Below are 18,729 nucleotides of genomic sequence, written 5' to 3' on the forward strand. Positions count from 1 at the left end.
GGTCGGCTCCCTTGGCAGTAGGCCGTGGGTCGATGACCCCCGTACCCCTGGGAGGCGGGGTGCGGGGGTGGCACGATCGGGGGCATGGACATCGCGGAGAACGCGGCGCTGGTGGTCGTCGACGTGCAGCAGGGTTTCGAGGACCTCGGTTTCTGGGGACGGCGCAACCATCCCGGGGCGGACGAGAACATCGCCGCGCTGATCGACGTGTGGCAGGCGTCGGGACGGCCGGTGGTGTTCGTGCGGCACGACTCGGTCGTGCCGGGGTCACCCCTGCGGCCGGGGCAGCCGGGCAACGGGTTCAAGGAGTACGTGGAACAGCGGCGCGGGAGGGGAGGTGGGAGCGCCGAGTTGCTGGTGACCAAGAGCGTGAACTCGGCGTTCCACGGCACCCCTGATCTCGGCGTCCGGCTGCGGGACGCGGGGATCTCCCAGGTGGTGCTGGTCGGGATCCAGACCAACATGTGTGTGGAGACGACGGCCCGGGTGGGCGGGAACCTCGGGTACGACGTGGTGGTCGTGTTCGACGCGACGTACACCTTCGACGTGGAGGGCCCGTTCGGCTGGCGGCGCAGCGCGGACGAGGCGGCACAGGCGTCGGCGGTGACGTTGCACGGGGGCGGGTTCGCACGGGTGGTGAGGTCGCAGGACGTACTCGCCGGAACGAGGTGAGTGACGGCGAGGGGCGGTGACCGACGGGGCGCCCGGTCGTGGGCGTCCCGGGCGGAGGCTGGCCGGAGCGGGGCCCGGTCTCAGTCCTTGGTGCCGGAGGCCAGTTCGCGGCTGCGGTCGCGGGCGGCTTCGAGGGCGGCGATGAGGGCGGCTCGTACGCCGTGGTTCTCGAGTTCGCGGATGGCGTTGACGGTGGTGCCGGCGGGGGACGTGACGTTCTCGCGGAGCCGTACGGGGTGCTCGCCGCTGTCGCGGAGCATGGTCGCGGCGCCGATCGCGGACTGGACGATCAGGTCGTGGGCCTTGTCACGGGGCAGGCCGAGCAGGATGCCGGCGTCCGTCATGGCTTCGACCAGGTAGTAGAAGTACGCCGGGCCGGAGCCGGAGAGGGCGGTGCAGGCGTCCTGCTGCGACTCCGGGACACGGAGCGTCTTGCCGACGGCGCCGAAGATCTCCTCGGTGTGGGCGAGGTGTTCCGGGGTGGCGTGGCTGCCGGCGGAGATGACCGACATGGCCTCGTCGACCAGGGCGGGGGTGTTCGTCATGACGCGGACGACCGGGGTGCCGGCGGCCAGGCGGTCCTCGTAGAAGGAGGTGGGGATGCCGGCGGCGCCGCTGATGACCAGGCGGTCGGCGGGGACATGCGGGGCCAGCTCGTCCAGGAGGGTGCCCATGTCCTGCGGTTTGACCGTGAGGATCAGGGTGTCGGCGGTCTTGGCGGCTTCGGGGTTGGAGACCGGGGTGACTCCGTGGCGGGCGCGGAGTTCGTCGGCCCGCTCCTGGCGGCGGGTGGTGACCAGGAGGTCGGCGGGGGCCCAGCCGGCGCGGATCATTCCGCTGAGCAGGGCCTCACCGATCTTGCCGGTGCCGAGGACTGCGACTTTCTGAGCCATGGCGGGGGATGACCTCCGGGGTGCGCGTCGTCCTGGTGCGTCGTCCTGGTCATCCTCGCACTCGGGGTGCGTGGGGGCGGAGTGATGTCCGGTGGGCGGACGGTGCGCGGACGTCGGCGCCCGGGGGCGCGTCAGGCCGTCCTGCGGCGGAGGGTTGCCGCACCGAGGGCGAGCACCAGCAGGGCGCAGCCGGCGACGATCAGGATGTCGCGGACGAAGGCGGCGGTCATGTCCGTGTGCCGCAGGACCTCGTTCATGCCGTCGACGGCGTAGGACATGGGGAGGACGTCGGAGAGGGTCTCCAGGACGGGGTGCATGTTCTCGCGTGCGGTGAAGAGGCCGCACAGCAGGAGCTGGGGGAAGATCACTGCCGGCATGAACTGCACCGCCTGGAATTCCGAGGCCGCGAAGGCCGAGACGAAGAGGCCGAGGGCTGTGCCGAGGAGTGCGTCGAGCAGGGCCACCAGGAGCAGCAGCCACGGGCTGCCGACGACGTCGAGCCCCAGGAACCAGACCGCCAGCGCGGTGGCCAGGGCGGACTGGACGATCGCGATCGCACCGAAGGCGAGGGCGTAGCCGACGATCAGGTCGCCCTTGCCGAGCGGCATGGCGAGGAGGCGTTCGAGGGTGCCGGAGGTGCGCTCGCGCAGGGTGGCGATCGAGGTGACCAGGAACATCGTGATCAGCGGGAAGATCCCGAGGAGCGAGGCGCCGATGTTGTCGAAGGTGCGCGGGCTGCCGTCGAAGACGTAGCGGAGCAGGAGCAGCATCAGGCAGGGGACGAGCAGCATCAGCGCGATCGTGCGCGGGTCGTGGCGGAGTTGGCGCAGGACCCGGGTTGCGGTGGAGAGGGTGCGCGAGAGGTTCAGGGCGCTCGTCGCAGCAGGAGGCGGGGGGAGCGTCGTCGTACGGGGGGTGCTCATCGTGAGGTCTCCTTCGTGCGGCTTGCTGCGACGGCCGCGTCCACCAGGTGCAGGAAGGCCGCCTCGACGGTGTCGGATCCGGTGCCGGTGCGCAGGGTGTCGGGGGTGTCGTCGGCGAGGATCTCGCCCGCGCGCATGAGCAGGAGGCGGTCACAGCGCTCGGCCTCGTCCATGACGTGGGAGGAGATCAGCAGGCTGGCGCCCCGTTCGGTGGCGATGGCGTGGAAGAGCTGCCAGAGGTCCCGGCGCAGGACGGGGTCGAGGCCGACCGTGGGTTCGTCGAGGACCAGCAGTTCGGGGGTGCCGAGGAGGGCGACGGCGAGGGAGACGCGGTTGCGCTGGCCGCCGGAGAGGTTGCCGGCGAGGGCGTCGGCGTGCGTGGTGAGGTCGACGTCGGCGATGGCCCGGGTGACGCTGTCCCGGCGGCGGTCCGCGGCGACGGGGGTACCCCCGCGCGAGCGAATTCGAGCGGGGGGAAGGCCGGGGTCGAGAACCGAGGCGAAGTAGTCGAGGTTCTGCCGGACCGTCAGGTCGTCGTAGACCGAGGGGGCCTGGGTGACGTAGCCGATGCGGGTGCGCAGGGTGGGGTGGCCCGCTGGGAGGCCGAGCACGTCCAGCGTGCCGGTGACCTTGGCCTGGGTGCCGACGATGGCCCGCATCAGGGTCGACTTGCCGCAGCCGGAGGGGCCGAGGAGCCCGGTGACCTGCCCGCGGGGAACGGTGAAGTCGAGGCCGCGCAGGACGGTGCGGGGGCCTCGGACGACGGTGAGGTCCTGGGCCCGGACGGCGGGGTCGTGCTCGCCGGGGCCCTCGCCGGTGTCCGGGCGTGGAGGGCCGGAGGAGTAATTCACCATATGATGAATAATCCTCTCGGGGACGGGACACGTCAAGCCGGCCGGCGGACCCGCCGAAGGGGCGCGCGGGCACGGTGGCGGCAGGCGCGTGGCGGTGAGGACGCGGGGGAGGCGGGCGGCGGGAGCAGGCCGGGGCGGCGGTATGTGCGGCGCGGGCGCGCGGGCAAGCGGCCCGCGCGGCGATGCGCGGTTACGGGCGGCGATGCGCGGTTACGGGCGGCGATGCGCGGTTACGGGCGGCGGCGCTTCCCGGGGTTGCCGGAACGGCGGGACGTCCGCTTCTCGTACTGGGTGCGGGCCGTTTCGTACTCCTCGCGGTGGAGCCTCTCGCCGGGGGCCTCGACGAGGGAGCGGAAGAAGTAGGCAAGGAGGGAGCCGACGAAGCCGATGGTGAGCAGACCGCGGAGGGACCGCCGGCGGTCCGGGTCGGGCCGCCGTTTGAACGCCTCCCAGGTGTGCCCGAACGCGAGGGCGCTGCAGACCGCGAACATCACGACCATGAGAAGGGTGACGAAACCGCCGACCTCGGCGATCCGGAGGCCCTGGTAGGCGATGCGCAGAACGAGGCAGGCGGCGGCCGCGGCGGCGAGCGAGCCGACGGCGACGCCGATGCGGCGGGCCGGGTAGCCCTTGTCGTGGTCGACCCAGGCCGTCCCGAAGAAGCGGATGGGCTCGGGGCGGGGGCCGACGGGAGTTCCCGAAGGGCCCGCGGGGTGGTCCGGGGTGCCGTTCTCTGCGCTCACGCTTCGATTATGGCGCCGGCACCCACACGGGCTCCGAGCGGGATCGGGTGGGATCAGGTGCAGCGCGGGGCCACGTAGCCGTCGCTGCCGGTCTTCACGTAGGCGTCCGAGACGTACTGGCCGCTGTCGATGTTGCACCAGATGTTCGACGTGCCGTACGGGCCGGTGACGGTCGTGCCCGGACGCTGGCAGAAGATCGGCACCTGCGCGCCCACGGGCAGGGTGCGGACGATGGCGTGGTTCGTTCCCGGACCGCTGCGGACGTTGACCCGGTAACCCGGCGCGACCGGGTAGTACCGCGCGGCCGCCGCCGCGACCGACTCGGCCTCGACGGTGTTCTCTGCTTCTCCGGCATGGTCAACTGCCATGGAAATACTCCCCCGTTGTGCACCCCATGCCTGTCATGGGGTCCCGTTGATACCCCGAAAAAACGCCACCCACACATGTACGTTGTTTGAACGTCGGCGCTGGCACGCCGCCTCGGTCCCGTACGTTTCATCGACTAGGGTCCGTGTGGCGCGCACGCGGACGAACAGCACGGGGGTGGTCCCATGGCGCCACAGCGGGACGTCGGAGCGGGTGCGGAAGCGGAACTTCCCGAGTACGCCGGTCACTACCGTCTCGAGTCCTGCCTCGGCTCCGGTGGAATGGGTGTGGTCCATCTGGCCCGGAGTACGTCCGGGCTGAAACTCGCGGTGAAGGTCGTGCACGCCGAGTTCGCGCGGGACCGCGAGTTCAGGGGGCGTTTCCGCCAGGAGGTCGCGGCGGCACGGCGGGTGAGCGGCGCCTTCACCGCGCCGGTCGTCGACGCCGACCCGGAGGCCGGACGGCCCTGGATGGCCACGCTGTTCATCCCCGGCCCGACGCTCGCCCAGCATGTGAAGCGGAACGGGCCCATGCCCCCACCGCAGTTACGCAGGCTGATGGCCGGACTCGCGGAGGGGCTGCGGGACATCCACCGGGTCGGGGTCGTGCACCGCGATCTCAAACCCAGCAACGTACTGCTCGCCGAGGACGGGCCGAAGGTCATAGATTTCGGCATATCCCGGCCAGAGGACAGCGAGCTGCGGACCGAGACCGGGAAGTTGATCGGCACCCCGCCCTTCATGGCGCCCGAGCAGTTCCGGAGTCCCCGTGAGGTGGGGCCCTCCGCCGACATCTTCGCGCTCGGTTCGCTCTTGGCACACGCCGCTACCGGGCGTGGGCCGTTCGACTCCGACAGCCCGTACGTCGTCGCCTACCAGGTGGTGCACGACGAGCCCGATCTGACCGGCGTGCCGGAGGAACTCACCCCGCTGGTGCTGCGCTGCCTGGCCAAGGAACCCGAGGAGCGGCCCTCCCCCGACGCGTTGATGCGGGAACTGCGCTCCGTCGCGGCCTCGTACGACACCCAGACCTTCATGACCGCCCAGGCCTTCATACCGGCGCAGCGGACGGACCCGGGAGCGGACTCGGCGGGGGCCGTGGCCGCCCGTCAGGAGGTGCCCGACGCGGAGGACCGGGACGCGGAGGACCGGGACGCGGAGGACCGGGACGCGGCCGGGGCCGGGCCCGCCGCCGCGCCCGGCCCTGGTGCCGTCCGCCGCGGCGGCCCGGCGGCGGCCCGGCGTTCCGTGCGGCCTCCCCTCAGCAAGCGGGCACTGGTCGGGGGCGGGGCGCTCGCCCTGGCCGTGTTCGGCACGCTCCTCTCCGTCCAGTTGCTCGGCGACGAGCCCCCGGCCCGGCAGAGAACCGCCGGCACACGGACCACACCGGACGCGTTCCGGGCGTGGGAGGCGGCGCCGTCGGGCAAGCCGGGCAGCCCGCAGTGCTCGTACGGGGCCGACCGGCTGGTGTGTGCCCTGGCGGGGTCGGTGTTCGCCCTCGACCCCGACGACGGCCGCCTGCTGTGGCGGCACGCCACCGCGCGGACGTCGGTGAGCGGACCGCCGGTCGTGTCGGGCGGGCTCGTGCAGCCCGCCCTGGAATTGGGCAGCGGCCCGGAGGCACTCGACCCGGGCTCGGGGAAGCCCCGGTGGCGGCAGGACGCCGCCGAGTACAACGGCCTGACCGGAGCCGGGGACATGCTGCTGCTCACCGGCGCCGACGGCACGGCCACCGGCATGGACAGCGCCTCGGGCGACGTGCTGTGGACCGGGCGGGTGCCGGGGCACGACGCTCCGTACTTCCGCACGTTCGCGGGGGATCCGCTGGCCTACGTGGCAAGCACGTCGGACGACGGTTCCAGCACGCGGGTCACGGCGGTCGATCCGCGGTCCGGTGCGGTGCGCTGGGACGCCCGGCTGGAGGGCATGCTGACGCCGGTCGGCATCACGGGCGAGGCGGTCGTCCTCGCCTTCGACGACCCGGTCCTCGGCGACACGCAGGCCCTGGTCCGCTACACACCGGGCAGCGGGGAGACGCGCCGGGTGACGCTGCCCGTACCGCTGGCCCAGGGGCACGGCACCGTGCACGGGAACATCGCCTATCTGACGGGAACCGGCGGCAGGCTGGTGGCCGTCGACATGGCCGCGCTGCGGCAGCGGTGGAGCCTGGAGACGGGTGTCGCCCGCGGGTCCGCGCCGGTCGCGGACGGGCGGCACGTCTACTTCACGGCGCCGGACGGCCGGCTGCTCGCCGTGGACGCGCGCGAGGGACGGCTGGCCGGGCAGACGGCACCCCGGATGGGTGACCACCCCGACCGCGTGGCCGCCACCCTGCCGGAACCGGTGATCGCCGACGGCCATGTCCACGCCACAGCCCCCGACGGCACGGTCTTCGCCGTGGACGGCCGCGACCCGGTGGACTGGTAGGACCCACGGAACACGGCGGGGCTCACAGAACACCATGGTTCCGTGAGCCCCGTGGGAGCCGGGCGGTTCAGCCCAGCTTCGATACGTCCCGCACCGCGCCCTTGTCGGCGCTCGTGGCCATCGCCGCGTACGCCTTCAGGGCCGCCGAGACCTTGCGTTCACGGTTCTTCGGGGCGTACACGCCGTCCAGTGCCTGCTCGCGGCGGGCCAGCTCGGCGTCGTCGACCAGCAGCTCGACCGAGCGGTTCGGGATGTCGATGCGGACGCGGTCGCCGTCCTCGACCAGGGCGATGGTGCCGCCCGAGGCCGCCTCCGGGGAGGCGTGGCCGAGGGAGAGGCCGGACGTGCCGCCGGAGAACCGGCCGTCGGTGACCAGGGCGCAGGCCTTTCCGAGACCGCGGCTCTTCAGGTACGACGTCGGGTAGAGCATCTCCTGCATGCCGGGACCGCCCTTGGGGCCCTCGTAACGGATGACGACGACGTCACCCCCCTTGACCTGCTTGGTGAGGATCTTCTCGACGGCCTCGTCCTGGGACTCGCAGACGACCGCCGGGCCCTCGAAGGTCCAGATCGACTCGTCGACGCCGGCCGTCTTGACCACGCAGCCGTCCACGGCGAGGTTGCCGCGCAGCACGGCCAGGCCGCCGTCCTTGGAGTACGCGTGCTCGGCGGAGCGGATGCAGCCGCCCTCGTCGTCCTCGTCGAGGGTGTCCCAGCGCTCGGACTGGGAGAACGCCTCGGCGGAGCGGACGCAGCCGGGAGCGGCGTGCCACATCTCCACAGCCTCCGGGGACGGGGAGCCGCCTCGGATGTCCCAGGTCTTGAGCCAGTCGGCCAGGGTGGGGCTGTGGACGGAGTACACGTCCTCGTTCAGCAGGCCGGCGCGGTGCAGTTCGCCGAGCAGGGCGGGGATGCCTCCCGCGCGGTGCACGTCCTCCATGTAGTACGTACGGCTCTTGGCGACGTTCGGCGCGACCTTCGCCAGGCAGGGGACGCGGCGCGAGAGGGCGTCGATCTCGGTCAGGCCGAAGGGCACCTCCGCCTCCTGGGCCGCGGCCAGCAGGTGCAGGATCGTGTTGGTGGAACCGCCCATGGCGATGTCCAGCGCCATCGCGTTCTCGAACGCGGCGACGGTGGCGACGCTGCGGGGCAGGACCGTGTCGTCGTCCTGCTCGTAGTAGCGGCGGGTGATGTCCATGACCGTGCGGGCGGCGTTCTCGTAGAGCGCCCTGCGAGCCGTGTGGGTGGCGAGGACCGAGCCGTTGCCCGGGAGGGACAGGCCGATGGCCTCGGTGAGGCAGTTCATCGAGTTGGCGGTGAACATGCCGGAGCAGGAGCCGCAGGTCGGACAGGCGTTCTCCTCGATGCGCAGGACGTCCGCGTCGGAGATCTTGTCGTTGGCGGCGTCCACCATCGCGTCGATCAGGTCCAGCGTGCGGACCGTGCCGTCGACCAGCGTCGCCCGGCCTGCCTCCATGGGGCCGCCGGAGACGAAGACCGTCGGGATGTTCAGCCGCAGGGCGGCGTTGAGCATGCCCGGGGTGATCTTGTCGCAGTTGGAGATGCAGATCAGGGCGTCCGCGCAGTGGGCCTCGACCATGTACTCCACGCTGTCCGCGATCAGGTCGCGGGAGGGCAGGGAGTACAGCATGCCGCCGTGGCCCATCGCGATGCCGTCGTCGACGGCGATCGTGTTGAACTCGCGCGGGATGCCGCCGGCCGCGACGACCGCCTCGCTGACGATCCTGCCGACCGGCGCGAGGTGGGTGTGACCGGGGACGAACTCCGTGAAGCTGTTGGCGACGGCGACGACCGGCTTCCGGCCGATGTCCGCACCCGGTACGCCGGAGGCTCGCATCAGGGCGCGCGCGCCCGCCATGTTGCGGCCGTGGGTGACTGTGCGGGACCTCAGCTCGGGCATCGTCGCTCGCTCCTTCAGACCTTCTCGGGGTGCCGGGGTCAGAGAATTCTGACTGTCGTCGAGCGTACGCCCGTCATCCAGTGCGCGGGACGGCGCGTCCGTAATGCGGGATACGCATCTCAGTGCGAGGGGTGCGGGGCTGCGGTGAGCGGACGGGGCACGGTGCGTCAGCGGCCGGTGAGGTGGCCCTGGACCACCGGCGCCACCCGTCTGATGATCTGCTCGGGGTCGGCCGAGGCCAGCGGTTCGATCTTGATCACGTACCGGATCATCGCGATCCCGACCAGCTGGGCGGCGGCGAGCTCGGCACGCAGCTCCGCGTCCGCCAGGTCGAGCTGCCCCGCGATACGGCGCAGCAGCTGGCCGGCGACCAGGCGACGGAAGACACCGGCGGCAGTCTCGTTGTTCACGGCGGACCGGATGATCGCGAGCAGCGGAGCCCGGGTCACCGGGTTCTCCCACAGACCGAGGATCATCCGGGTCATCCGCTCCCCGACCTCCTCCAACGGAGCGTCGAGAACCGCTTGGCGACCCTCGAGCACCGGGGCGAAGGCGACCTCGACGGCCGCCTCGAACACCTGCTCCTTGGTGCCGAAGTAGTGGTGCACGAGCGCGGCGTCGACCCCGGCCGACTTGGCGATGCCCCGCACGGATGTCTTGTCGTACCCATGTTCGGAGAACTCCTCGCGGGCCGCGCCCAGGATGCGGTCGCGGGTGTCGGCCGACTCCGTGCGCGGTGGCCGGCCACGGCGCCGGGGTACGGTGCCGTGGCGGCCTGGGGACACGTCCGGGCCTCCGGGGGCGCGGGCGCCGGTCATCGGCGCGGTGTCCGCAGCGCCGAGGCCGCCGACGCCAGGTGCAGGCGGGTGAACGCCAGCGCCTCCTCCAGGTCGGCCTCGCGCTCGGCGCCGGACATGGCGCGGCGGGTGTTGACCTCGATGACGACATGGCCGTCGAAGCCACTGTGGGCGAGGCGCTCCAGCACCTCGGCGCAGGGCTGGTCACCGCGGCCGGGCACGAGATGCTCGTCCTTGGCCGAGCCCCGGCCGTCGGCGAGGTGGAGGTGACCGAGGCGGTCGCCCATGCGGTCGAGCATCCCGAGGGTGTCGGTACGGGATGTCGAGGCGTGGCTGAGATCCATCGTGAAGTGGCGGTAGTCGTCCTTGGTGACGTCCCAGTCGGGGGCGTAGGCGAGCATCTCGCGGTCGCGGTAGCGCCAGGGGTACATGTTCTCGACGGCGAACCGCACATCCGTCTCGTCCGCCATCCGCCAGATTCCGTCGACGAAGTCGCGGGCGTACTGGCGCTGCCAGCGGAACGGCGGATGGACGACGACCGTGGCGGCACCGAGCCTCTCGGCGGCGGAACGGGCCCGCTGGAGCTTGGTCCAGGGGTCGGTGGACCACACGCGCTGCGTGATGAGCAGGCAGGGGGCGTGCACGGCGAGGACGGGGATGCGGTGGTAGTCGCTGAGCCGGCGCAACGCCTCGATGTCCTGGCTGACCGGATCGGTCCACACCATGACCTCGACACCGTCGTACCCGAGGCGCGCGGCGATCTCGAAGGCCGTCGCCGTCGACTCCGGATAGACGGAGGCCGTCGACAGAGCGACCTTCGCATCCGGGATGCGCACCGCTGGATCTGCCACGAGGGACAGCGTACGGGGTGTGTTCGACGGGTGGGACGCGGACGGCCGGCTTCGGCCAGGGGCCGTCCGGCGTGGCCGCGGCCACGTGTCCGCAGGGCACGGGACGCTTCGTCCGTTCGAGGGACCTGCGGTCCGGAAGGCCGCCGTGTGACCGAGCTGACCGGACATCACCGCGCGGCCCGGCTCGCCGCCCACCGCGCGGTGGGCGTTCACGCCGCCCCGGTACGCCGTCCTCCCGCGCGGGATGCCGCTACGCGGGCCCCATGTGGTCCAGGCGGCGCAGGATGACGCCCTCGCGCAGCGCCCAGGGACAGATCTCCACGGACTCCACCCTGAACAGGTCCATCGCGGCCTCCGCGACCAGTGCCCCGGCGACCAGCTGGCCCGCGCGCGCCTCGGAGACGCCCGGCAGCTCGGCGCGCTCGGCGGTGGTCATCGCGGACAGCCTCGACGCCCACCCCTCCAGGGACTGGCGCTTCAGCTCGCGCGGGACGTACAGGCCCTCGGCGGAGCGGGCGGCTCCCGCGATGCGGGCGAGCTGCTTGAAGGTCTTGGAGGTGGCCACCACGTGGTCCGGCGGGCCGAGGCGGCTGAACTCGCCGACCGTACGGGCGATCTCCGTGCGAACGTGCCGGCGCAGCGCCCGGACGTCATCCGGCGCCGGCGGGTCGCCGGGCAGCCGGGTGCCTGTGAGGCGGCCGGCGCCCAGCGGCAGTGACACCGCGGCGTCGGGTTCCTCGTCCATCCCGAAGGCGATCTCCAGCGAGCCACCGCCGATGTCGATGACCAGCAGCTTTCCCGCCGACCAGCCGAACCAGCGGCGGGCGGCGAGAAAGGTCAGCCGGGCCTCCTCCGGACCGGTGAGGACCTGGAGTTCGACTCCGGTCTCCCTGCGCACGCGCTCCAGGACCTCACCGGCGTTGCGGGCGTCGCGCACCGCCGAGGTCGCGAACGGCAGCAGTTCCTCGACACCCTTGTCCTCGGCGGCCTGGAGTGCGTCGCGGACGACCCGGATCACCCGGTCCAGACCGCCGGGACCGATCGATCCGTCCGTGTCCAGCAGCTGTGCGAGGCGCAGCTCCGCCTTGTGGGAGTGCGCGGGCAACGGACACGCCCCGGGGTGCGCGTCCACCACCAGCAGATGCACCGTGTTCGAACCCACGTCGAGGACACCGAGTCTCATGCACGGAACGCTACTGCCCGTCGCATGGCCCGGACCCCGCTCCGGGGCACTCGGTCCGGTGGAGGACCGTGATCCGGGCGACTTACCCTGGACGGGTGCCAAAGACGAAAAAGGCGAAGACCGGCAAGACGGACAAGAAGACCGGACGGGTCAAGCAGAACAAGACCCCCGAATCGGCCGACGGTCCGTCGGGGGTGCCGCCGAACGACGAGAAGGGCCTCGACTTCGCCCGGGCGTGGGTGGAGTTCCCCGATCCGGCGGACGAGGAGCAGGTGTTCCGCTGCGATCTGACCTGGCTGACCTCTCGCTGGAACTGTGTCTTCGGCAGCGGTTGCCAGGGCATCCAGGCGGGCCGTGCGGACGACGGATGCTGCACCCTGGGGGCGCATTTCTCGGACGAGGACGACGAGAAGCGGGTCGCGGGGCACGTGGCGAGGCTGACACCGGACATCTGGCAGCATCACGACGTGGGAATCCGGGGCGGCTGGGTCTCCGAGGACGAGGACGGTGACCGCCAGACGCGCCCCTTCGAGGGATCGTGCATCTTCCAGAACCGGCCGGGCTTCGCCGGCGGCATGGGCTGTTCGCTGCACATCCTCGCCGTACGGGAGGGCCGCGAGCCGCTGGAGACCAAGCCGGACGTGTGCTGGCAGTTGCCGGTCCGGCGGACCTACGACTGGATCGACCGGCCCGACGACACGCGTGTACTGCAGGTGTCGATCGGTGAGTACGACCGCCGGGGCTGGGGCCCCGGCGGCCACGACCTGCACTGGTGGTGCACGTCGGCGACCTCGGCGCACGGCGCGGGCGACCCCGTGTACGTGTCCTACCGGGCGGAGCTGACCGAGCTGATGGGCAAGGCCGGTTACGACCGGCTGGCCGAGCTGTGCGAGGAGCGGCTGGCCTCGCAGCTCCCGCTGCTGGCACCGCATCCGGCGGATCCCGCCTGATCCACCCGCCGATGTGCGGGACTCGGACCACCGGTCACGGGCCTGAAAGCCACGCGGTCACGACGCGGACGGACTCGGACCGCCACCCCTGCCCCTGCCCCTGCCCCTGCCCCTGCCCCTGCCCCCACCGGTGCCCTCGTCCTCGGTGGGCGGTGGTGTCGTGTCCGCCGGGTGGGCGGGGGCGGCCGGGCCTCCGGGCGGTGATTCCGCGGGCGCAGGGCCGGACGCCGGGGGCGGGTCGCTCGGGGCGGGCTCCGACGGGGGCGGCGACGTGGGCGTCGGGGCCGGGGGTGACGGCGGAGGACCGCCCGGGTCGCCGGGGCTCGGAGACGGACTGCCCGGGGGAGCGGGATGCGCCGTTCCCGGACTTCCCGGGCTGCCGGGGCCTTCGGAGTGACCGGGGAACGGGGCGTCCGGGAAGGAAGGGCCGGGTGTGTCGCCATGGCCGCGGCTGTCGATGGTCACCACGGCACCGGCGGGCGAGACCGCCACCCGCGCGTTCCAGCGGCCGGACGGCTCGCGCAACTGATCGACGTACACCCTGACCGTCAGCGACTGGCCCGCCCGGAGCGTTCCCGACGACTGGCTCAGGTAGAGCCAGGGCGCCCCCGTCGACGCGGACCAGCGGACCGGTGCGACGCCCCGCGCGGCGAGCGTGATCAGTGTGGTGTCGCCGCTGTGACCGGCGGTGACGCCCAGCACGGAGGGTCCCCCGTGGCCGGCGCCGGTGACCCCGACGACCTCCACGGACACGTCCGCCCTGCCGTTCTGACCGCTCTTGCCGTCCCTGCCGAAGGGGCCCCCGGGCCGCGGGCCGGGGTTGCCGGTGTTCTCGTAGCCGCCCGGGCCGTCGAGACCGACGGTCGAGTCGTCCTGCCGCGCGGAGGCCGACCGGCCGTCCCGGCCCTCGCCGACGGGGGTGCCCCGGTGGGCGGCGTACAGCGCGAGCACGGGCGCGGCGACGACGGTGGCGACGACGGTCGTCGTGACCGCACGCGCGCGCAGCCGGTCCCGGCGGGCGACGCGGTCCTTGGGATCCATCGGGAAGCCGCGCCGGTCGAAGCGGGGCGCGCCGCGCCGCGCGCGCGGATGGTGTGCGAGGGCGGTGCGCAGGGCCGCCCCGGGGGCCGGGAGGACGGGCAGGGCGTCGGGGGTGACGCAGTTGCCGGGCCAGCGGCCGGGGATGGCACGGCCCGCGGTGCGGCGACAGTGCGGGCAGTCGTCGACGTGCCGGACGAGTTCGCGACGCAGTGCGCTGCTGAGTACGAGCCGGTTGTCGCCGGTGAGATGCGCCACACCCGGGCAGGCGCCGGTCTCGACGACGGCGAGTGCCGCGCGGGTGCGCTCGACCTCGCAGGCGGCGGAGGCGAGGAGTTCGTGGGCGGCGTCCGGCTGCATGCCGAGCACGGCGGCGACCTCGTGGGCCCCGAGGTGGTGCCGGACCGCGAGTTCGAGCGCCTCACGCTGCTCAGGCGTGGTGCCCGCCGCCTCCGGCCAGGCGAGCAGGGCCAGTTCACGGCGGCGCTGCTCCCGCACCTCCTCGGAGACGGCGGGGACGGCGGTCCGCGCCGCCCCCTGCCGGTCGGTCCGGCCCGCCACAGGGGTGACCTGACGTTTCTGCCGGGTTTCGGCCAGCTTGCGCAGGCAGGCCCAGCGGGCCAGCGCGTACAGCCACGCCCTGCGGTCCCCGGGCGCCTCCGGGACGTGCCGGCCGCGGCGCTCCGCGAGCGTGAGGACGTCGGCCAGGGCTGCGGTCGCCGCGTCGTGGTCGCACAGCACCGACAGGCAGTAGGTGAACAGGCCGTCCAGATACGGTTCGTGGCAGGTGGACGGCCGGTGTGCCAGCGCGCGCGCGGCCCCGCGGTCGCGCACTTCCCGGTGTGCGCCGGTCGTGCGGGGCGGGATCTCCGGGCCACTGCTCGTCATTCGGCGACCGTAGGCGGCCGGGGGCGGCCCCTTCCGGAGCCCTGCGCACTTTTAATCCGTACGGGTGAAACGATCCCTCAATCGGGGACGGGAACCCTTCGTTCCACGGGCGGGACGGGGCGATCGGCCCGGTCCCGGGGCCGGTGACCGTGCCGGTGACCGAGCTCCGGACGCCGGGCTGTCAGTGCCGGGCGCTACGGTTTCGACCATGGCTGCCCGTTCCAAGACCACCAAGGACCGACCGTCCTACCGCTGCACCGAGTGCGGCTGGCAGACGGCGAAGTGGCTCGGGCGCTGCCCCGAGTGCCAGGCCTGGGGGACGGTCGAGGAGTACGGCGTGCCCGCGGTCCGCACGACGGCGCCGGGGCGGGTCACCACCTCCGCCGTGCCCATCGGCCAGGTCGACGGCCGGCAGGCCAAGGCCCGTTCCACCGGCGTTCCCGAGCTGGACCGGGTGCTCGGCGGCGGGCTGGTCCCCGGCGCGGTGGTGCTCGTCGCGGGCGAGCCCGGTGTCGGCAAGTCCACGCTCCTGCTGGACGCCGCGGCCAAGTCGGCGAGCGACGAGCACCGCACGCTCTATGTCACGGGCGAGGAGTCGGCGAGCCAGGTCCGGCTGCGCGCCGACCGGATCCACGCCATCGACGACCACCTGTACCTCGCCGCCGAGACGGACCTGTCCGCCGTTCTCGGCCATCTGGACGCGGTGAAGCCGTCTCTGCTGATCCTCGACTCGGTGCAGACGATCGCCTCCCCGGAACTCGACGGCGCGCCGGGCGGCATGGCCCAGGTGCGCGAGGTGGCGGGCGCGCTGATCCGCGTCTCGAAGGAGCGCGGGATGTCCACGCTGCTGGTGGGCCATGTCACCAAGGACGGCGCGATCGCGGGGCCGCGCCTGCTGGAGCACCTGGTGGACGTCGTCCTGAGCTTCGAGGGCGACCGGCACGCGCGTCTGCGCCTGGTCCGGGGTGTCAAGAACCGCTACGGCACCACCGACGAGGTCGGCTGCTTCGAACTGCACGACGAGGGCATCACGGGCCTGGCCGACCCCAGCGGGCTGTTCCTGACCCGCCGCGCGGAGCCGGTGCCGGGCACCTGCCTGACGGTGACGCTGGAGGGCCGCCGGCCCCTGGTCGCCGAAGTGCAGGCGCTCACCGTCGACTCGCAGATCCCCTCCCCCCGCCGCACCACGTCGGGACTGGAGACCTCGCGCGTCTCGATGATGCTCGCCGTGCTGGAACAGCGCGGCCGCATCAGCGCCCTGGGCAAGCGGGACATCTACTCCGCGACGGTCGGCGGGGTGCGGCTCTCCGAGCCGGCGGCGGATCTGGCGATCGCGCTCGCCCTGGCGTCGGCGGCGAGCGACACCCCGTTGCCCAAGAACCTGGTCGCGATCGGCGAGGTCGGCCTCGCGGGCGAGGTCAGACGGGTGACGGGGGTGCAGCGCAGGCTCTCCGAAGCGCACCGCCTGGGCTTCACGCACGCGCTCGTGCCGGGCGATCCGGGCAAGATCCCGTCAGGGATGAAGGTTCTGGAAGTCGCGGACATAGGGGACGCCCTGCGCGTCCTTCCACGCTCGCGTCGCCGGGACGCCCCACGGGACGAGGAGGACCGCCGGTAGACTTTGCCCTGGTCTCGCCCGTCCGTACGAACCGAGTGTGTCAGGGCCCCTGTCCGGATCAGGCCGGACAGGGAGCGGGGCGTGATCCGAACGGGAGACCCTGAGCGGGGGCGCCCCCGACACCGCGACCGGAGGAGTGCAGTGGCAGCCAACGACCGGGCAGCAACTCCCGGAAAGTCCGGCGGGAGTACCGGCTCCGATCGCCTGATGCGCGCCTCGCTGAGCGCCGTGGCACCCGGTACCGCCCTGCGTGACGGCCTGGAGCGCGTCCTGAGGGGCAACACCGGCGGTCTCATCGTGCTCGGTTCCGACAAGACCGTCGAGACACTGTGCAGCGGCGGTTTCGTCCTGGATGTCGAGTTCACCGCGACCCGGCTGCGCGAGCTGTGCAAGCTCGACGGCGGCATAGTCCTGTCGTCCGACCTGTCGAAGATCCTGCGGGCGGGCGTCCAGCTGGTGCCGGACCCGACGATCCCGACCGAGGAGACGGGCACGCGGCACCGCACCGCCGACCGGGTCTCCCGGCAGGTCGGTTTTCCGGTCGTCTCGGTCTCCCAGTCGATGCGCCTGATCGCGCTCTACGTCGACGGCCACCGCCGCGTCCTGGAGGACTCGGCGGCGATTTTGTCCCGCGCCAACCAGGCGCTCGCGACGCTGGAGCGCTACAAGCTCCGCCTCGACGAGGTCGCCGGCACGCTCTCGGCGCTGGAGATCGAGGATCTGGTGACCGTGCGGGACGTCTCGGCGGTCGCGCAGCGTCTGGAGATGGTGCGCCGCATCGCCACCGAGATCGCCGAGTACGTGGTCGAGCTGGGCACCGACGGCCGTCTCCTCGCCCTTCAGCTGGACGAGTTGATCGCGGGTGTGGAGCCGGAGCGCGAGCTGGTCGTGCGGGACTACGTGCCCGAGCCCACCGCCAAGCGCTCCCGCACGGTCGACCAGGCCCTGCACGACCTGAACGGCCTCCCCCAGGCGGAGCTGCTGGACCTGCCCACGGTGGCCCGGGCGCTGGGCTACACCGGCTCCCCCGAGACCCTGGACTCGGCAGTGTCCCCGCGCGGCTTCCGGCTCCTCGCCAAGGTACCGAGGCTGCCCGGCGCGATCATCGACCGTCTGGTGGAGCACTTCGGCGGCCTGCAGAAGCTGCTGGCCGCCAGCGTGGACGACCTCCAGACGGTGGACGGCGTCGGCGAGGCCCGCGCCCGCAGCGTCCGGGAGGGCCTGTCGCGGCTGGCGGAGAGCTCGATCCTGGAGCGGTACGTCTAGTGCCCTATGTCATAGATTCGTTGAATAAGTAGACTGTCTTCATGGCGAACGAGCCGGGACCGCCCAGCGGAACGACAACCCGAAGCCCTTCCTCTGAGACGAAGGACGCCGACGAGATCCTTCAACGCCTCGCTTCACATCTTGATCGAATTCCCGGCGCAGGACACTAGGGCGGGTTCCATGGCACGGCCTCCGGTCTGCTGCCGGCGGGTCGTGCCGGACCGGCCCTGTGGCTCCGGCCCGGGTGGCCGTCAGGCGCTCTTCAGCACGAAGGACGTCCGTACCTTGGTGAATCCCGGTGCCTTCGCCTCGACCAGGTACGTGCCTGCCTCGGCCGACCCGGCCGGAGGCGTCGCGCACCGCGGGGCACTCGGCTTGCGGTCCCACTTCACGGTGTACGTGATGCTGTCGTCCGCGGGCACCCGGAACACCAGGCTCTCCGAGCCCCTGGGGCAGTCGTCCGACGCCCAGTACGTGTCGTCGGCGGTCGCCCGAGTGATCGTCAGCACCGTGCTCCCCGGACCGAGGTCGACCTTGCAGTCGCTGCCGGAGATGTTCCGCGCGGTCAGCCGGAAGGCGGGCTTCCCGTCGGGCTCGTAGGAGTTGCGGACACTGCTCAGGCTGAACTTGACGGCGACCGCGGTGCAGTCGGGGAGCCCGGAACCGGTCGGCAGCGCGTCGCCCGCACCGACCCCCGCCGTGCCGCCCCCGGAGCCGCCGCCGGCGCTGCCCCCGCCGTCGCCACCGTCGTCCGAACCGCTGCCGTCCGGCCCGCCGGAGTCACCGGGGTCGCCGTTCGCCCCGTCGTCCCCGGTGCCGGTGCCGGACGAGGAACCGCCCGATTCCTCGTCACCGGACTCGTCACGGCCGCCCGGCGCCTGACTGATCACCGGCCCCGAACTCGACGGTCCCGGAGTGATGGTGGAGGGCGTGGGATTCTTGCCGTTGGCCCCGTTGTCGTGCCCGCCGCCGTCCCCGCCACCGGAGACGACGACCCAGGTGACCAGCAACGCCAGCACACCCAGCAGGGACAGCAGTACGGCCCTCCTTCGCCAGTAGATGGAGGAGGGAAGCGGCCCGACCGGATTGCGCAGAGATCCCACGGCGCAAACTGTACGAGAAATCCCGGCCTTCGCTGGCCCCACCCGCCGCTGCGAGCCCAACTTTTCCGGATCATCATCCCGGAAACCGCCGCCCGTCCCCGCTCTTCCTCAGGCACGACACGCAACGGTCGCGGAGTGTGATCACACGGCCGCCCCCTTTACGGTCCGTGACCGAGGAGTTCAGGGACCGCCCCGGCCACCGGGAGCTCCGCACTCCGGCACCCCGTGTTCGCGATC

The 18,729-nt window shown here is 72.5% G+C and carries 16 protein-coding genes; 5 read left to right on the plus strand and 11 right to left on the minus strand.

The genetic code is table 11. From position 1 onward, the window contains the following. Positions 1–84 precede the first annotated feature (84 nt). The gene (locus HUV60_RS14380; RefSeq protein ID WP_257850871.1) at positions 85–672 is read left to right on the plus strand and encodes a cysteine hydrolase family protein; all 588 of its coding nucleotides are present in this window, start codon (positions 85–87) and stop codon (positions 670–672) included. Between the two features lie 80 nt (positions 673–752). Here HUV60_RS14380 and proC read toward each other — a convergent pair whose 3' ends face one another. The 5 genes from proC to HUV60_RS14405 form a co-directional block, all read right to left on the minus strand. Further along, on the minus strand, positions 753–1,565 hold the full coding sequence (gene proC / locus HUV60_RS14385) for a pyrroline-5-carboxylate reductase (RefSeq protein WP_257850870.1): 813 nt from the start codon (positions 1,563–1,565) through the stop codon (positions 753–755). Between the two features lie 131 nt (positions 1,566–1,696). Next, on the minus strand, positions 1,697–2,488 hold the full coding sequence (locus tag HUV60_RS14390; protein WP_257850868.1) for an ABC transporter permease: 792 nt from the start codon (positions 2,486–2,488) through the stop codon (positions 1,697–1,699). Then, positions 2,485–3,342, minus strand: a complete 858-nt coding sequence (locus HUV60_RS14395; RefSeq protein WP_257850867.1) for an ABC transporter ATP-binding protein — start codon at positions 3,340–3,342, stop codon at positions 2,485–2,487. Before HUV60_RS14395 ends, HUV60_RS14390 begins: the two co-directional genes overlap by 4 nt. Positions 3,343–3,572: 230 nt before the next feature. Beyond that, positions 3,573–4,085: an EamA/RhaT family transporter gene (locus HUV60_RS14400; RefSeq protein ID WP_257850866.1), complete on the minus strand. Its 513-nt coding sequence runs from the start codon at positions 4,083–4,085 to the stop codon at positions 3,573–3,575. 53 nt (positions 4,086–4,138) lie between these two features. Continuing rightward, positions 4,139–4,453, minus strand: coding sequence for an SH3 domain-containing protein (locus HUV60_RS14405; protein WP_257850865.1), 315 nt, complete (start codon positions 4,451–4,453; stop codon positions 4,139–4,141). Between the two features lie 183 nt (positions 4,454–4,636). Between HUV60_RS14405 and HUV60_RS14410 the strand changes: the two genes are divergently transcribed. After that, positions 4,637–6,877 carry a serine/threonine-protein kinase gene (locus tag HUV60_RS14410; protein ID WP_257850864.1) on the plus strand — a complete coding sequence of 747 codons (2,241 nt, stop codon included), beginning with the start codon at positions 4,637–4,639 and terminating at the stop codon, positions 6,875–6,877. A 67-nt stretch (positions 6,878–6,944) separates the two neighbouring features. Here the strand turns inward: HUV60_RS14410 and ilvD are convergent, their stop codons facing one another. From ilvD to HUV60_RS14430, 4 genes are all read right to left on the minus strand, one after another. Then, a complete protein-coding gene (gene ilvD / locus HUV60_RS14415; RefSeq protein ID WP_257850863.1) occupies positions 6,945–8,798 on the minus strand; it encodes a dihydroxy-acid dehydratase in 1,854 nt (617 codons plus the stop codon). A gap of 167 nt (positions 8,799–8,965) precedes the next feature. Then, positions 8,966–9,616, minus strand: a complete 651-nt coding sequence (locus tag HUV60_RS14420) for a TetR/AcrR family transcriptional regulator (RefSeq protein ID WP_257850862.1) — start codon at positions 9,614–9,616, stop codon at positions 8,966–8,968. Then, complete coding sequence (locus HUV60_RS14425) at positions 9,613–10,446, minus strand: sugar phosphate isomerase/epimerase family protein (RefSeq protein ID WP_257850861.1); 834 nt, start codon at positions 10,444–10,446, stop codon at positions 9,613–9,615. Before HUV60_RS14425 ends, HUV60_RS14420 begins: the two co-directional genes overlap by 4 nt. Positions 10,447–10,696: 250 nt before the next feature. Beyond that, positions 10,697–11,629 (minus strand): Ppx/GppA phosphatase family protein, encoded by a 933-nt coding sequence (locus tag HUV60_RS14430; protein ID WP_257850860.1) that lies wholly within the window; start codon positions 11,627–11,629, stop codon positions 10,697–10,699. Between the two features lie 95 nt (positions 11,630–11,724). Between HUV60_RS14430 and HUV60_RS14435 the strand changes: the two genes are divergently transcribed. Further along, the gene (locus HUV60_RS14435; protein ID WP_257850859.1) at positions 11,725–12,579 is read left to right on the plus strand and encodes a hypothetical protein; all 855 of its coding nucleotides are present in this window, start codon (positions 11,725–11,727) and stop codon (positions 12,577–12,579) included. A gap of 57 nt (positions 12,580–12,636) precedes the next feature. On the opposite strand, the gene HUV60_RS14440 is transcribed toward HUV60_RS14435, so the two are convergent. After that, a complete protein-coding gene (locus HUV60_RS14440; protein ID WP_257850858.1) occupies positions 12,637–14,505 on the minus strand; it encodes a BACON domain-containing protein in 1,869 nt (622 codons plus the stop codon). A 208-nt stretch (positions 14,506–14,713) separates the two neighbouring features. Between HUV60_RS14440 and radA the strand changes: the two genes are divergently transcribed. Next, positions 14,714–16,123: a DNA repair protein RadA gene (radA, locus tag HUV60_RS14445; RefSeq protein ID WP_257850857.1), complete on the plus strand. Its 1,410-nt coding sequence runs from the start codon at positions 14,714–14,716 to the stop codon at positions 16,121–16,123. 141 nt (positions 16,124–16,264) lie between these two features. Then, positions 16,265–17,389: a DNA integrity scanning diadenylate cyclase DisA gene (disA, locus tag HUV60_RS14450; RefSeq protein WP_257850856.1), complete on the plus strand. Its 1,125-nt coding sequence runs from the start codon at positions 16,265–16,267 to the stop codon at positions 17,387–17,389. A 251-nt stretch (positions 17,390–17,640) separates the two neighbouring features. Here the strand turns inward: disA and HUV60_RS14455 are convergent, their stop codons facing one another. Then, positions 17,641–18,492 (minus strand): hypothetical protein, encoded by an 852-nt coding sequence (locus tag HUV60_RS14455; protein ID WP_257850855.1) that lies wholly within the window; start codon positions 18,490–18,492, stop codon positions 17,641–17,643. Positions 18,493–18,729: the final 237 nt, after the last annotated feature.

Source organism: Streptomyces sp. KMM 9044 (assembly GCF_024701375.2).
Classification (GTDB): domain Bacteria; phylum Actinomycetota; class Actinomycetes; order Streptomycetales; family Streptomycetaceae; genus Streptomyces.